Here is a 14532-nt window from a genome sequence, read left to right on the forward strand (position 1 = left end):
TTAAAGAATGTCTGAACAAAACAAAGCGAAAACATTACCAGATCGCAATGAGATTGAAGAAGCAAGTACGTGGCGATTAGAAGATATTTTCCAAACAGATGCAGAATGGGAAAAAGAATTCCAAGCTATTAAGGAGCTATTACCGAAGTTAACTGAATTTAAAGGGAAACTTGGTGATTCTGCGGACAATTTACTTGAGACATTGCAATATGAAGATGAAATTTCAATGCGATTAGGTAAGCTCTATACATATGCTCATATGCGTTACGATCAAGATACAACAAACTCTGTGTATCAAGCATTAAATGATCGCGCAACAAATTTATATTCACAAGTATCTAGTGGCACAGCGTATATTGTGCCTGAAATTTTATCTATTTCAGAAGATACACTGCAAACATTCTTGAAGGAAAATAGAGATTTAAGTGTATATGAACATGCATTAGAAGAAATTACACGTCAACGCCCGCACGTATTATCAGAAGCTGAGGAAGCTTTATTAGCGGAAGCATCTGAAGTAATGAGTTCATCAAGCAATACATTCGGTATGTTGAATAACGCGGATTTAAAATTCCCATCTATTAAAGGTGAAGACGGTGAAGAAATAGAAATTACACATGGTCGTTACATTCAGTTTTTAGAAAGTGATGATCGTCGTGTTCGCGAAGATGCATTTAAAGCTGTATATGAAACGTACGGAAAATTTAAAAACACATTCGCAAGTACGTTAAGTGGAGCAGTAAAACGTAATAATTTCAATGCGAGTGTTCGTAAATACGATTCTGCTCGCCAAGCTGCACTGAGCAATAATAATATTCCGGAAGCAGTATACGATCAACTCGTTGAAACGGTAAATGATAACTTACATTTATTACACCGTTACATCGATATTCGTAAGCGTGCATTAGGACTTGATGAGCTTCATATGTATGATTTATATACACCACTTGTACCAGAAGTGAAAATGAATGTGAAATACGAAGAAGCGCAAGACCTTTTATTAAAATCTTTAAACGTACTTGGTGATGAATATGTTGGTATTTTGAAAGAAGCATATGAAAATCGCTGGGTAGATGTGTATGAGAATAAAGGAAAACGAAGCGGGGCATATTCATCTGGTGCATATGGAACAAATCCGTATATTTTAATGAACTGGCATGATAATGTAAATAATTTATTTACACTTGCTCATGAGTTTGGTCATTCGGTGCATAGTTACTATACAAGAAAAACACAACCGCACGTATATGGTGATTATTCCATCTTCGTAGCAGAAGTGGCATCTACTTGTAATGAAGCGCTTCTAAATGATTATTTATTAAAAACGACAGAAGATAAGAAAGAGCGTCTATATTTATTAAATCATTATTTAGAAGGATTCCGTGGTACTGTATTCCGTCAAACGATGTTTGCAGAGTTTGAACATATTATTCATAAGAAAGTACAAGAAGGACATGCTGTTACGCCAGATATGCTAACGGAAATCTACTATGATTTAAATAAGAAATATTTCGGTGACGCTTTAGTAATCGACGAAGAGATTGGTTTAGAATGGTCTCGTATTCCACACTTCTACTACAACTATTACGTATATCAATACGCAACAGGATTTAGTGCAGCGACCGCTCTATCTAAACAGATTTTAGAAGAAGGACAACCAGCAGTAGAACGCTATATTAACGAGTTCTTAAAAGCAGGAAGCTCTGATTATCCAATTGAAGTGTTGAAAAAAGCAGGAGTAGATATGGCATCTCCTGAACCAGTAAAAGAGGCGCTACAAGTATTTGAAGAGAAATTAAATGAATTAGAAGCATTATTATTTGAAGAAAAGTAATGAAAAAAGACGAGGGATTGTATCCTCGTCTTTTTTGTTGAATAGATTCAATGTCGATATTTGTCGAAGAGAAGGGTGGATTTCTTTGTTTTTTCTAACTGAAAGGATAGCTTTACGGCTGACTTTTGAAATTAAAACCCTTTGAATCGTTTTTTATAATTGAAATAAGAGAGTGTGATAACGATGATTCCGAATAAAAGAGGTAAGGCAATAATTTTAGGAAAAGCTTGTAGTAGAGAGAGAATGTACAAGAAAAAAGAAACGATGACAGCTAGAAAGAGAAGAGCAATATAAGATTTTTTCATAAATAACCCCCCTAAATGACCTTTTTTATAGCTTATTCAAAAATGAAAACGTTTAGAATGTGACAAAAGTGTGAAAATCGACAAAAGGGGTTGTCATTTGACGTCGAATCTTGTAATATAATAAGCGTGAACGAATTCACATACAAACATATACCCCTTTGTTTGAACGTGAAAATTTCTCCCATCCCCTTTAATATTTTTATAAGCCGTAAAGAAGAAGACCTGGTGTTTACACCAGGTCTTTTTCTTTTGCTATCCATTTCCAATAACGTTGGCATTTTACTTCAATCATTTGCACTTTTCGTTTCAGTTGTAATTTTTTTAGTTCGCGCTCAATTTCTTGTTGCGGACAGTTATAAATAAATGCTACTTCTTTTGAAGATATAAATTGTGTGGCTTCTAGTAACACTTCTAAAGGTGGTAATGGTTCTGGCTCAATTTCACATTTTACAAGTTCTTTCAATAATTGTACGTATACATCGTAGGAATAATTTCCAGCAATTTTAATACCTTCTTCATCTGAGTTCGCATGAAAAAAGACGAGGGAGGGTATTTCTGTAATATGCATCTCATTCGTGAATTTCAAGTCACATTGGAAAGCTTTTTTTGCACTAGCAGAATGTAGGTCTTTTTTAAATTCTTCTACATCAATATTGCTATCTTTCGCACATGCAAGTAATAGTTCGCAGTCAGGGTTTGATACATTTTCAAGGAAGATGTATTCTTGGAGTTTTCGCAAAAACTTCGAACCTGCTTTTCGGCCTTGCAACTCCGCTGCCTTAATTGCCATCGAAACTAAATATGGTGTTGACGATGCTTCTTGCATATGTACCTTTCCATCACATGAAAAACCTTGTAAACTTGTTGTCTTTTCCCACACAAATCGAATATTAGCAGGTTTATTCCATTTGTGTGAGGAAGCGTTCGTTCCATCCACTTTTCCTGTTACGATATGACGAATAGAGAAGTATTTTCCGTATTCAAGCCATAGTTTAATAATAAAAGGCTCAATTTCCCAGCAATCTTTACAAAGTGGATCAATAAATAAATATGCTTCTACAGACTTATGCTCGCATGCGGAAGGAGATGGCATATTTATATGCTTTGCTTCCTGCTTATCCATTACACTTCACCTGTTTCGTTTGGAGTATTAACCATGTGTTGAGCGGTTAATGCTAAACGTTCAAAAATAAACTCTCTTATATGACCATGCACTCCAGTATCATCCATTGCTTGTTCCATACATGATAGCCAAGCTTCTGCTCGTTTTGGAGTAATCTCAAACGGGAGATGGCGTGCTCTTAACATAGGATGACCATGTTCTTCAGTGTACAAATTAGGACCACCTAAATATTGTGTTAAAAATTGCTTCTGCTTCCTAGCGGTTTCTGTTAAATCTTCCGGGAAGATGGGAGATAAGTCAGGGTGTTTACTGACATAGGAATAAAATGTATCTACTAATATTGCAATGCATTGTTCACCGCCAATTGCTTCAAATGGTGTCATCGGTTGCTTGCTCATCCTTTATAAACTCCTTTTTCCATGAAATGTATATCTATTGTAGCAATGGAATGTTCGAGAGGGCAAATAAACAGCTTTCTCAAAGATTCTTTGCTTATTCTACGGGTGTAAACTTTTTTAGTGAGATGTATCCACTAGTGAAACATATTCACTAGTGGAATTTTCACTTTAGCGTGCTTTGTTTTGTTTGGCAAGAAAAAAGCGTTTTACTTTGTTATTTGTATGACGAACAGGTATGTTATGTTGCGTTAATAAATGAATAAATGCAGCTTTTCCTGTTTCTTCATCTTGCACTTCAAATTCAATTTCATAATCATCGTGATTGTAATAGAAACTATGATCAAAGACAAGCGTTCCGCCTTTAAATAATGTTTCTGCTCTTTCTGTTGTTAAACTACCCATATATGTTAAAGCAGAAACAGGAATTTGTAATTTATGTAATTGATCTACTACTGCTCCTTGAATGATTGTGTTTGTTTCCATCATCATTTTTGCTTCGTATTCTGTTACGACTTGATGCGTTTCTAATAAACCGATTTCTGCAGGTTGTTTCAACGTTAACGTATAAGTTTCTCCTTTATGACGAATACGAAGTGCAGAGCCAGCTTCTTTTAACGAGAAGTCAGGTGTTTCAAAGTAGTGATTCACTTGTTTTGTAAATGCTTCAATAGAAAACGATTTACATAATGTATCGAATTCTTCTTTTGTAACGATATTTTTGAATTCAATTTCAATTTCTTGTGTCATTGTATAATCTCCTTTTGAAAAATAATTCTTTACACATTATCGCTTTTTCATAAATTTGGTTCAATGTTTTATTTGTTTGCGTCCATGTTATGATACAATAATACTGTTAAGTAAGACAGGAAGTTGAGATGGAGGAGTTAGAGCATGCAAAATAAAATCCAAGTTAAGAGCGTAGAAAAGAGAGAGAATGCTCTTATTTTTTGTGCGGAAAATAGTGAAATAGAGGTAAAGGAGTTAAGTGCGCGTAATCACGTACTTGTAGACTCAGACAATTTATCATTTTTATATATCTTAGAAAACGAATCATCTTTCATTTATGTAAGTATTCCGCACACATGCTGGGAAGCAATGCATGAAGCGATGAATAACGATGTGGTTATGTTCGTTCGCGTGAATGACATTGAAATGGAATTAGAAGGATTAAAAGAAGAAGTAGAATATTTAGTTGAAAATATTGAAGGTAATGCAAATTACGGAGAAGAACTAGTAACTGCTGTAGAAAAAGTATTTCTATAAGCAAATGGATTGATTTTGGTGGTGGTTGAAATGAATCGAAATTGGGAAGAATTTTTAGCACCTTACCACCAAGCGGTGGCAGAGCTGAAAGTGAAACTAAAAGGAATGCGTACTCAATTTGCAATGTTAACAGAGCATTCTCCAATTGAGTTTGTAACAGGAAGGGTAAAGTCGGTTGCAAGTATTATTGATAAAGCGGAGAAGAGAAATGTACCGTTAGACCGATTGAGAGAAGATATGCAGGATATTGCTGGGCTTAGAATGATGTGTCAATTTGTTGATGAGATTAAGCCTGTTGTAGAATATCTTCGAAAACGAAATGACTTTGAAATCGTGGAAGAACGTGATTATGTCACGCAAAAGAAAGATAGCGGTTATCGTTCTTATCATGTTGTCATTAGTTATCCTGTTCAAACGATTCAGGGTGAACAAAAAGTATTGGTAGAAATCCAAATACGCACGCTAGCAATGAACTTTTGGGCAACAATTGAGCATTCTTTAAATTATAAATATAGTGGACGTTTTCCTGAAGATATTAAAATACGCTTGCAACGTGCAGCTGAAGCGGCGTTTTTATTAGATGAAGAAATGTCTTCTATTCGTCTTGAAATTCAAGAAGCGCAAAAGGCTTTTTCAAGAAAGCAAGAAACGAAAGATTCCGAATCATAAACTAAAGGGTGTTGGGCGATGAAATTTACAATTATGTCAAAGGGAGATCAATCATCAGATACACTGGCAAGCACGATGAAAGAGTACTTGCTAGATTTTGGATTTATAATGGATGAACAGGAACCCGATATTGTAATTTCTGTTGGGGGAGATGGAACGCTTTTATATGCGTTTCATCGTTATTATAATCGATTGGATGAAACAGCATTTGTTGGTGTACATACAGGACATTTAGGTTTCTATGCAGATTGGTTACCGACAGAAGTAGAGAAATTAGTAATTGCGATTGCGAAAACACCATTCCAAGTGGTGGAATATCCGCTTTTAGAAGTAATTATTCGCTATGTGAATGGAAGTAAAGAGTCACAGTATTTAGCGATGAATGAGGCGACTGTAAAAAGTGCAGAAGGTACATTAGTAACAGAAGTAGAAATACGCGGAGAATATTTTGAAACATTCCGCGGAGACGGCCTTTGTATCTCTACTCCTTCAGGCAGTACCGCGTATAATAAAGCGCTTGGCGGAGCAATTATTCACCCATCTATTGAAGCGATTCAAATTGCAGAAATGGCGTCCATTAACAATCGTGTATTTCGTACTGTAGGATCGCCACTTGTATTGCCGAAGCATCATACATGTGTGTTAAAGCCAGCTGCGGGAATGAACTTACAAATTACAGTGGATCATTTAACGATGGTTCATCAAGATGTGAAATCAATCCAGTATCGCGTCGCAAACGAGAAAGTACGATTTGTTCGTTTCCGCCCGTTCCCGTTCTGGAAACGAGTTCGTGACTCGTTTGTTGCAGATAAATAGAAAGGGTTATATATTTGAACAGATTTACATTGAAATGGGATATAGGGCTGGCTGAAGAGGGAACTTTAGTTAGGGAATTTTTGAAAACGAAAGGTATTTCTAAAGCCGCTTTAACGGATATAAAGTTTCACGGCGGGGCGATTGAAGTAAATGGGCAACATGCGAGTGTTCGTCATCAGCTGCGCGCTAGTGAAGAATTACGTATCTTTTTTCCAGTGGAGGAAAGAAGTGAAGGGATGATGGCAGAAGATATCCCTTTATACATTGTATATGAAGATGATGCGGTTCTTATCATTAATAAAGAGGCGAACATGTCAACAATTCCGTCTAGAGAACATCCGACAGGGAGTGTTGCTAATGCGCTTTTATCTCATTATGATAAGCAGCATCTTGCAAGTACAGTGCACATTGTAACACGGTTAGATCGTGATACTTCGGGGCTTATGCTTATTGCAAAAAATCGTTTTGTGCATCATCTTTTATCGAAGCAGCATCAACAAAAAGCTGTGAAACGAACGTATGAAGCAATTGTTCACGGAAAGATTGTAGAACGAGAAGGAATGATTGATGCACCAATTGGTCGAAAATCTGATAGCATTATTGAGCGAACGGTTTGTGAGGATGGACAAAGGGCAGTTACTCATTTTAAAGTAATTGATAGTACATATCATAAGACACATGTAGCGCTTGAGCTTGAAACAGGAAGAACGCATCAAATTCGTGTGCATATGGCTCATATAGGACATCCATTACTTGGTGATAGCTTATATGGAGGGAGAAGGGATGAAATGAAGCGGCAAGCACTTCATAGTAAATCTTTGACGTTTTATCATCCTATTTTAGAGAAAGAGATGTCTTTTACTATAAAGCTTCCAAGCGATATGCAAGAAGTGTTGCGGCATACTTAAAAAGGGAACAAAATTCTTATATTATAAAGAATTTTGTTCCCTTTTTTCTTAGCGGAATAATATTAAAATTTGGTTTTCACCCGTACGCTTTATGACGAAAAATCCACTTTCGGCTTTTGTAGCAATGCCATTGTCATTTGGACGACAATATCCATGTGCTTCGCAAGTGCCGTCATCACGTACTAACATTTGTCCAATTAATCCGACAGGAAGCCATTCGGCGCGATCTTTTCTTGCTACATATTTGCAAGTTGGATCCCATTCTGTATTTAAAAGAGGTTGTATTTCTTCTGTTTCCGTCCATACATATTGACGTTTTCCAAAGTTATCTGTTTTATAACGTTTTTGCCAACTTAAAGCCCCGCTATTTCCTATAAGAGCAGGGGTTGCACTAGATATTCCTAAAATGAATGAATCGTGTGAAGTAGCTAACCGAATTTTTTCTTCGCTACTAAATGTAACGAAATAACCGACATCAATAGGGGTAGGATCTTCTGTTTCAAACATTTGTGCAAAATCTGTTCCGCTTGCATTGTAAGACGCGCCCTCAATGTACATTTCTCCATTATGGGCAAGCCATTTAGCACCGATATTATGGTCGGTGTCGTTTACACCATTTGCAATAAACCAAGAATAAGCTTCTTCTGCAGTGCCGAAGCGCCCCATAATATGGCTACCTGCAAAATGAGCTGTTGATGTATGATGACCTTCCGCATGAGAAGAGGATCCGTTAGCGATAGTTGCGGTTCCTTCTGCGTGTGCTGCTTCGCCTAAAGCGATCGTCTGTTTACCCTCTGCATGAGAATAAGAGCCGCCTGCTGTCGTTTCACTTCCCTCACTATGCGAACTATGTCCAGTTGCTTTTGAGTTTGATCCTTCTGCATGAGAGAAAGAACCTTTTGCATGTGTTAATAAGCCTTCCGCATGTGCTGCCATGCCCTCTGCATGAGAGTGAAGCCCTTCCGCATATGCATATCGGCCGCCTCTTTTAACTTTTGTATTTTCAGGTGTAGGTGTCTCAATTATGAGCGGTTTTTCAATTTGTATATCATTCGATGAAGCTAATGCTTCTTTTATTTTTTTTACTTTGTTTATAATAGCAGCTGGAATTTCTGGTTCCACTTCTTTATTCACTGCTACAGAAATATTTTCTTCCGTCTTTTCTTCTGTTTGGTTAGAATGTAGTATCTGTTCATCTTGATTTGAAAGCTGTTTATTTTTTTGTTGCATCTTTATTTTTCTGCGATCGATTATGCGGCTCATCACAGCATTTTCTAAAGAGACATATGTTGGTTTTACTTTGCTTTTTTTTGATGACTCTTGTTCTTCCAGTTCTTCTATCGCTGCAGCCCGAATACTACACCAGTTGTTAATTCCGTACATGGGCAGATATAAAGGGGAAAATTTTCTTTTTTGTTTAGAAGATTTTTTCTTCATTCTGTCACCTCCTGCGACATTATATGTAGGGTAATTAAAAAAAGATGCACTTTATTGCATCTTTTTTTAATTACTTTACCTAGTTTTATATGAAATCTGCTTAAATAATACGATAATCTTTCGCTAAGTAAGGTAGTTATGAAATTGGACGGAATTTCTCGGCGACAAAAGGTAAAGAAGAAGGGACAGAGATAGTCTCCATTTCAGGATAACGTAATCCGGTTAATTTGCCACCAAATACAGCGCCAGTATCAATATTGACTGTCTGATTGATGAATCGAGGTTCTGCCACTGGTGTATGTCCATATACAATCCAAGCTTGTCCCTTGTATTCTTGTGCCCAATCGCGACGGACAGGTGAGCCATCGGCATGCTTTTCTCCTGTAATATCGCCATATAATACAAAGGTTTGTACTTTTTTATCTTGTCTTCCTATGTAATCTTGCCGAATTCCAGCGTGACATACGATTACTCTTTTTTCATCTAGTATGTGGTAGAGCGGTGATTGTTCATAAAGAGTGATAAACTTTTCTTTTATAATGTTTTGCTTATGAGAAGGAAGTGCCTCATATTCAGCAACAGTTGTTTCAAGTCCGTGAGCGACTGTTACATTACGCCCAAGGAAAAATCGATATAGTTTATTACAGTGATTTCCAGGAGCGTAATAAGCTTCTTTTTTATGTATGACAAGTTCCCATACAATTTCAATCATACGTAATGAATGAGGACCACGGTCTGTAATATCGCCAACGAATGCAAGTTTACGTTGGTCAGGGTGAACTGGTAGACCGCTACTCCAGTTATATCCTAGCTTCTCCGTTAAATTTTGAAACTCTTGGAAGCATCCATGAATATCTCCTATAATGTCATATTTCATATTTAAACCTCCATCGTATTTTTCATTAGTATATCTAAAAAAGGATAGAGATAAAAATATAGCGGTTTTATGTTGTTCATTTAAATATAAAGATTTTCGTTCTTGAGCGAACATTTAAAATGAATCCAATCGCAATCATGTATGTAAGTAGTGAACTGCCTCCGTAGCTCATAAGAGGTAATGTTATCCCTGTAATGGGAAGTAATCCAATTGTCATCCCGATATTTTGAAATACTTGGAAAGTAAACATTCCGATTGTACCAGCGCAAATGTAACTACCGAAAGGGTCATTACTTTCTAAAGCGATATGAATCATTCGGAAAATGAGTAAGAAAAAAAGTGAAATAATGACACTTGCGCCTAGAAATCCAAATTGTTCAGCGACATTAGTGAAAATAAAATCTGTATGGGGTTCTGGAAAATATACTTGTCCATTTTCCCATCCTTTTCCTTGCATTTCTCCGGATCCAGTCGCTAAGAATGCTTGTCTTAATTGATAGCCTTGTGCATCATATTTGTAAGGTGCTAACCATCCGTAGAAGCGATTTAATTGATATTCTTTTAAAATGTGTGCTTTAAAAAAATCTGTGTGAGTAAAAAAAATATATATTAATGTAGATCCAGCCACGAAAGTAGCTGAAACTAATCCGAAAATAAAACGCCATCGTATGCCAGAAACTAGTATCATTGCTGCAAGCATCGCTGAAATGACCATTGTGTTTCCTAAATCTGGTTCTTTTGCAATAAGTAGTAGTGGTGGCAAGCTTGTCGCAAATATTTTTCCAAGTAATAAAAAATCGTCATGTATCGTTTGGGAAAAATATTTCTCATTATGATTTGCTATAATTCGTCCAATGACGATAATTAAAAACAATTTCATAATTTCAGAAGGCTGAAAATTTCCGATACCTGGGAGCCTGTACCAAGCGGTAGCGCCTTTAATTGTAACGGCACCTGGTACTTGAAGTTCTAGTCCAATAAGTAGTACCATTGCAAAGCTGTATAAATACCAAGCAATTTTTTGATAACGATCGAAGTCGATAATCATAATAACACCAATGGCTATAAATCCAATGAAATACCATTGGATTTGCTTTAGTACAAAATTGACGTTTTGTAAAAATGGAGGTAAAGAGGCTTGTGCACTTGCAATAGCACAACAACTAACAATCCCAATGGCAAATAAAATAAATAGTAATAAGTAGTCTATTTGATATTGAGAATTTGGATCTTTCAATGTAGGTATTCCTTTCTACTGCTCTTTATAGTAATGGATTTTATCCCGCATTAATGGGCAGTAAGACCCCCACCTCAAAATTCAGGGAAAGCGAAGAAGTTAGGTGGGGGATCAACTGCCCGTAAAAGCCCGATTGGTGAGGGCTGATTAAAGTTTCACTTTATAGTATGAGAAAGAATGTATGAACTATACGAATGATTCACATATAGTCCATACACTTTTAATTTTGCAGAGTAGTTTAATTGTTTAACTCTTTAATAATTATATCCAAACAATGGGAAAGACGTACATGTGCGTCAGGAAAAATATCTAGTTGATGAAGATAGTATTTTAAGGAACTTTTACACCATTGGTAAGCACTAAGTAGAGCTGCTCTATAGTCCATAGTATTTTGTAAAAAGCCATATTCTTTTGCTGTTATAACAAGGTGTGTGAAATCTTCACAACCTTGAAGGAGCTTATTGTGTATTTGTTGTCCAGCATGGTAGCGAAATTGACTTAAAGGCTCAGAAATGTATATTGCATTTCCTTTAGAAAGTAAAGAAATCCATGAGGCCATATCAACACTACAAGAATATTGTCGCTCTTTAAGGGTGCCAAAAGGTTCAGTGAGTAATTTTTTTCGAAACAAAGTAGTCGTAGGCTCACCGATAATGTTGTGCCCGCCCTTTAACATCCAATTACCTAAAAATATCCCGTTTAATGGGGTGTCTTCACTATATAACCTTTGTGTTGGGTGGGAATCACCTATTAGATTTCCATAATCATCAATACGTACTCGATAAGAAGTAACAAGAGCAAGATTTTTATTGGAATCTTGCTCAAAATAGGCCATCATTTTTTGTATTTTATGCTTATAAAACACGTCATCGTCCATTAAAAAGTTTATATACTCACCATTTGATTTTTCTATGAGCATAAGGTCATTGTGAAATTGTCCTAGAGTAGGGGTATTTCGAATATATGTTATATTTTTATAATTTGGTAAGTATTGTTCGCGTATTAAAGTTGCTGTTTCATCATTTGTACTATCATCTCCGATGATGATTTCAATATTTGAATAAGTTTGTGCCAATGCACTTTCTAGAGCAATTTTGAAATAATGAGGCCGATTATAAGTGGGAATAAGGATGGAAACGAGAGGTGGATTTTTTTCATTCATCATACATAACTTCCTTTCAGAAGCTTTTTTTTGTAAGAACAATATCTTGGTAACTTGTATATTCATGTCTGCCGCACCATAAGCCGTAATGCGGCTTATTGATTATTTCTAGGTCGTACTTATTCAATAAATTGCAAATATCTGTCTCCGGATAAGCAACTGCGAAATTCGGAATATCTTTATTTACAACGTAGCAATTTTCAATTCGATGATAAAAACCTAATGTACTTTGTCCTGCATTTAAATAATAAGACGATTCAGGGTTTATAAGAAAGAATGTAATGAAACATCTCCCGTCTTTTTTTAATACACGTACAATTTCAGATACGTAATGTTCTAATTCTTTTGGGAGAAGATGCGTAAATACAGAAGTTAAAAAGATAAAATCGAATGTTCCGTCTTCATAGGGAAAACGATATTGAGAGGCATCTTCTTTTCCTTCCGGATTATAGAATTGATTGTATATGTCAACATGTTCAAAGTGAAAATTATTACGCATAGTTGAAATGTTATTTTGACACCAAGTAATTCCATCTTTAAACAAATCAAATCCATAATACGCTCCATCATCATTTAAGTAATTCATTAATGGTACAGCCATTCGGCCGACGCCGCAGCCTACATCCAATACTTTTTCATTTGATTTTAAAGCGCCAATTTGAATAAAATGCTTTAGGAACTCTTTTCCAACCTTTTTGAAGTCGCCACCTACATATTGGACGAGTTCAGGAGGGGGGAGTAAAGTCATTTCTTTGTTAAATTCGCTCATGAGTATACCCCTTTCTTGTGTGAGAATATGCAGTAACTCTATTAATGAAATTTTCAATTTGTAGTGAGAGAAGACAGGAAAACAATTGTTATATGTAAGGAGATTCCGAAAAAAATATTTTGTTGGGTTAGAAGTGAGAGAAGGATGAGTGAAAATGGGATCTCCTATAGATTAAATCTTTTTATTCTTTTCTCCAATAAACGCCAAATACATCAATTTTAGTAATAGGGGCTTTTAAATTTCGTTGCTTTCTAAAGTCTGTCACAGCCTCAGCGCATGGTGGTAGCCCGTAGTCATCGATAATTATATAGCCACCTTTAGAAACTTTATCATATAAGTTCATGAGACCATCCATGGTGGATTCGTACATATCACCATCAAGCCGTGCAATTGCTATTTTTTCAATTGGTGCTGTTGGTAAAGTATCTTTAAACCAACCTTTTAAAAATTTCACTTGATCATTTAGTAAATCATATTTTTTGAAATTCTCTTGTACTTGTTCTAAAGAGACGCGTAAGTAATCGAATGTGTGTAAATAATCACCGTAATCTTTTGGATATTGTTCTAGATTCGGTGCTGGCAAACCTTCAAATGAATCTGCGACCCACACATTACGATCCGTAATGTTGTTTGCTTGTAAAAACCCATTCATAAAAATGCATGATCCTCCGCGCCATACACCTGTTTCAATAAAATCACCTTCTATATTTTCACGAACAACGGTTTCCATCGCCTCTTGTAATTGGTTCATACGTTCTCGACCAATCATGCTATGTGCTGCTCTTGGCCAATCCATTCCATCATGACGTTCACTTTTTGAGACATTTGGTTTTACAATTTTTAAGTTATGGTTTTCGGCATATTGCTTAATGAATAAAGGGAGAGGGACTGTAACTGGTTCGAATTCTAGTTCTTTCGAAATATGTAGAGATGCGGGTAAGTATGCCTCATATTCTAACCATATTTCAAATAAAATTGTCTTCTTTAGCAATTCGAGATAAAGCTGAACAGCAGATTTACTTTCCATATTTGTGCCTCCTGCAAAATGTCATACAACAATATGATTATGTAGGTACTGAATGTTTCATGATTGAATTTGAAATTGAAAAAGCAGTAAAACTGATATCAGTTTTACTGCTAAGTAAAAAATTAAGCAACTTTTTCAATAATAATAGATGCACTCGTGCCAAGAGCTAATGATAGCCCAAGCCCTGTAACAATTACTTCAACTAATGATGGAGTTGTCGTAATTTGCGTAATTGCTTGAATAACGATAGGTGCTCCGAGTGAGATTAAACTTGATCCAGTACCTGGTACAGGTACTCCATTCACTTGGATTGTAAGACCTCCTAATAGACTTGCTGTTGCAGTATTAGCGATAACAGTAATTTTATAGAATCCAGTTTCACTAATTACGAAAGTATCAGCATCTAATTGAGAAATTGCTGTACCAAACTGAGATCCAACAGTATTAAATGGTACTGGATCATTAATTCCTAGATCTAAAGAAATCCCACCGGAGTTAAATGCGTATAGTCCTGCTGGAAGTCCTAGTCCGGATGGTCCAGTTGGTCCAGTCGGTCCAGTAGCCCCCGTAGGTCCAGTAGCCCCAGTCGGTCCAGTAGCTCCAGTGTCACCAGTAGGCCCCGTAAGTCCAGTAGCCCCAGTGTCACCAGTAGGCCCCGTAGGTCCAGTAGCTCCAGTGTCACCAGTAGGCCCCGTAGGTCCAGTAGC

At 36.3% G+C, this 14532-nt stretch carries 15 protein-coding genes and 1 pseudogene; 5 read left to right on the forward strand and 11 right to left on the reverse strand.

Going from position 1 to position 14532, the window contains the following annotated elements; genetic code table 11:
- Positions 1 to 7: 7 nt before the first annotated feature.
- Positions 8 to 1834 carry an oligoendopeptidase F gene (gene pepF / locus BAQ53_RS05805; RefSeq protein WP_208906598.1) on the forward strand — a complete coding sequence of 609 codons (1827 nt, stop codon included), beginning with the start codon at positions 8 to 10 and terminating at the stop codon, positions 1832 to 1834.
- Between the two features lie 131 nt (positions 1835 to 1965).
- On the opposite strand, the gene BAQ53_RS05810 is transcribed toward pepF, so the two are convergent.
- The 4 genes from BAQ53_RS05810 to BAQ53_RS05825 form a co-directional block, all read right to left on the reverse strand.
- Positions 1966 to 2139 carry a hypothetical protein gene (locus BAQ53_RS05810; RefSeq protein WP_000750355.1) on the reverse strand — a complete coding sequence of 58 codons (174 nt, stop codon included), beginning with the start codon at positions 2137 to 2139 and terminating at the stop codon, positions 1966 to 1968.
- A gap of 229 nt (positions 2140 to 2368) precedes the next feature.
- The gene (locus BAQ53_RS05815) at positions 2369 to 3262 is read right to left on the reverse strand and encodes a ClpXP adapter SpxH family protein (RefSeq protein WP_000360646.1); all 894 of its coding nucleotides are present in this window, start codon (positions 3260 to 3262) and stop codon (positions 2369 to 2371) included.
- Positions 3262 to 3660, reverse strand: coding sequence for a globin domain-containing protein (locus tag BAQ53_RS05820; protein ID WP_118414227.1), 399 nt, complete (start codon positions 3658 to 3660; stop codon positions 3262 to 3264). Before BAQ53_RS05820 ends, BAQ53_RS05815 begins: the two co-directional genes overlap by 1 nt.
- 168 nt (positions 3661 to 3828) lie before the next feature.
- Positions 3829 to 4407, reverse strand: coding sequence for a CYTH domain-containing protein (locus BAQ53_RS05825; protein WP_000191124.1), 579 nt, complete (start codon positions 4405 to 4407; stop codon positions 3829 to 3831).
- Between the two features lie 144 nt (positions 4408 to 4551).
- Here BAQ53_RS05825 and BAQ53_RS05830 point away from each other — a divergent pair, with 144 nt between their 5' ends.
- Genes BAQ53_RS05830 through BAQ53_RS05845 form a run of 4 tightly spaced genes read left to right on the forward strand, consistent with a single transcriptional unit; the run spans position 4552 to position 7316 of the window.
- Positions 4552 to 4923 (forward strand): UPF0738 family protein, encoded by a 372-nt coding sequence (locus BAQ53_RS05830; RefSeq protein ID WP_001180003.1) that lies wholly within the window; start codon positions 4552 to 4554, stop codon positions 4921 to 4923.
- A gap of 30 nt (positions 4924 to 4953) precedes the next feature.
- Positions 4954 to 5592, forward strand: a complete 639-nt coding sequence (gene yjbM, locus BAQ53_RS05835) for a GTP diphosphokinase (RefSeq protein ID WP_001081482.1) — start codon at positions 4954 to 4956, stop codon at positions 5590 to 5592.
- Positions 5593 to 5610: 18 nt separating this feature from the next.
- Entirely contained in the window at positions 5611 to 6408 is a 798-nt protein-coding gene (locus BAQ53_RS05840) for an NAD kinase (protein WP_000673195.1), read from the forward strand.
- 14 nt (positions 6409 to 6422) lie between these two features.
- The gene (locus BAQ53_RS05845) at positions 6423 to 7316 is read left to right on the forward strand and encodes an RluA family pseudouridine synthase (protein WP_001079125.1); all 894 of its coding nucleotides are present in this window, start codon (positions 6423 to 6425) and stop codon (positions 7314 to 7316) included.
- 48 nt (positions 7317 to 7364) lie between these two features.
- Here the strand turns inward: BAQ53_RS05845 and BAQ53_RS05850 are convergent, their stop codons facing one another.
- From BAQ53_RS05850 to bclA, 7 genes and pseudogenes are all read right to left on the reverse strand, one after another.
- On the reverse strand, positions 7365 to 8753 hold the full coding sequence (locus tag BAQ53_RS05850) for a peptidase G2 autoproteolytic cleavage domain-containing protein (protein WP_000730522.1): 1389 nt from the start codon (positions 8751 to 8753) through the stop codon (positions 7365 to 7367).
- Between the two features lie 136 nt (positions 8754 to 8889).
- Positions 8890 to 9630, reverse strand: a complete 741-nt coding sequence (gene prpE / locus BAQ53_RS05855) for a bis(5'-nucleosyl)-tetraphosphatase PrpE (protein ID WP_000872696.1) — start codon at positions 9628 to 9630, stop codon at positions 8890 to 8892.
- 76 nt (positions 9631 to 9706) lie between these two features.
- Complete coding sequence (locus tag BAQ53_RS05860; RefSeq protein ID WP_000654688.1) at positions 9707 to 10867, reverse strand: FtsW/RodA/SpoVE family cell cycle protein; 1161 nt, start codon at positions 10865 to 10867, stop codon at positions 9707 to 9709.
- 238 nt (positions 10868 to 11105) lie between these two features.
- Positions 11106 to 12032 (reverse strand): glycosyltransferase family 2 protein, encoded by a 927-nt coding sequence (locus BAQ53_RS05865; RefSeq protein ID WP_002163893.1) that lies wholly within the window; start codon positions 12030 to 12032, stop codon positions 11106 to 11108.
- A 13-nt stretch (positions 12033 to 12045) separates the two neighbouring features.
- Positions 12046 to 12798 (reverse strand): class I SAM-dependent methyltransferase, encoded by a 753-nt coding sequence (locus BAQ53_RS05870; protein ID WP_001288764.1) that lies wholly within the window; start codon positions 12796 to 12798, stop codon positions 12046 to 12048.
- 181 nt (positions 12799 to 12979) lie between these two features.
- Positions 12980 to 13825 (reverse strand): TylF/MycF family methyltransferase, encoded by an 846-nt coding sequence (locus tag BAQ53_RS05875; protein WP_000444379.1) that lies wholly within the window; start codon positions 13823 to 13825, stop codon positions 12980 to 12982.
- A 122-nt stretch (positions 13826 to 13947) separates the two neighbouring features.
- Positions 13948 to 14532, reverse strand: a pseudogene (bclA, locus tag BAQ53_RS26580) (collagen-like exosporium glycoprotein BclA); the annotation flags it as partial.

Source organism: Bacillus sp. B25(2016b), from assembly GCF_001679765.1.
Taxonomy (GTDB): Bacteria; Bacillota; Bacilli; order Bacillales; family Bacillaceae_G; genus Bacillus_A; species Bacillus_A thuringiensis_K.

Coding starts and splice junctions, on each gene's coding strand:
- BAQ53_RS05850 (WP_000730522.1), bottom strand. CDS start 8,753: ATGAAGAAAAAATCTTCTAAACAAAAAAGAAAATTTTCCCCTTTATAT.
- prpE (WP_000872696.1), bottom strand. CDS start 9,630: ATGAAATATGACATTATAGGAGATATTCATGGATGCTTCCAAGAGTTT.
- BAQ53_RS05840 (WP_000673195.1), top strand. CDS start 5,611: ATGAAATTTACAATTATGTCAAAGGGAGATCAATCATCAGATACACTG.
- BAQ53_RS05865 (WP_002163893.1), bottom strand. CDS start 12,032: ATGATGAATGAAAAAAATCCACCTCTCGTTTCCATCCTTATTCCCACT.
- BAQ53_RS05875 (WP_000444379.1), bottom strand. CDS start 13,825: ATGGAAAGTAAATCTGCTGTTCAGCTTTATCTCGAATTGCTAAAGAAG.
- BAQ53_RS05815 (WP_000360646.1), bottom strand. CDS start 3,262: ATGGATAAGCAGGAAGCAAAGCATATAAATATGCCATCTCCTTCCGCA.
- BAQ53_RS05825 (WP_000191124.1), bottom strand. CDS start 4,407: ATGACACAAGAAATTGAAATTGAATTCAAAAATATCGTTACAAAAGAA.
- BAQ53_RS05810 (WP_000750355.1), bottom strand. CDS start 2,139: ATGAAAAAATCTTATATTGCTCTTCTCTTTCTAGCTGTCATCGTTTCT.
- yjbM (WP_001081482.1), top strand. CDS start 4,954: ATGAATCGAAATTGGGAAGAATTTTTAGCACCTTACCACCAAGCGGTG.
- BAQ53_RS05870 (WP_001288764.1), bottom strand. CDS start 12,798: ATGAGCGAATTTAACAAAGAAATGACTTTACTCCCCCCTCCTGAACTC.
- pepF (WP_208906598.1), top strand. CDS start 8: ATGTCTGAACAAAACAAAGCGAAAACATTACCAGATCGCAATGAGATT.
- BAQ53_RS05820 (WP_118414227.1), bottom strand. CDS start 3,660: ATGAGCAAGCAACCGATGACACCATTTGAAGCAATTGGCGGTGAACAA.
- BAQ53_RS05830 (WP_001180003.1), top strand. CDS start 4,552: ATGCAAAATAAAATCCAAGTTAAGAGCGTAGAAAAGAGAGAGAATGCT.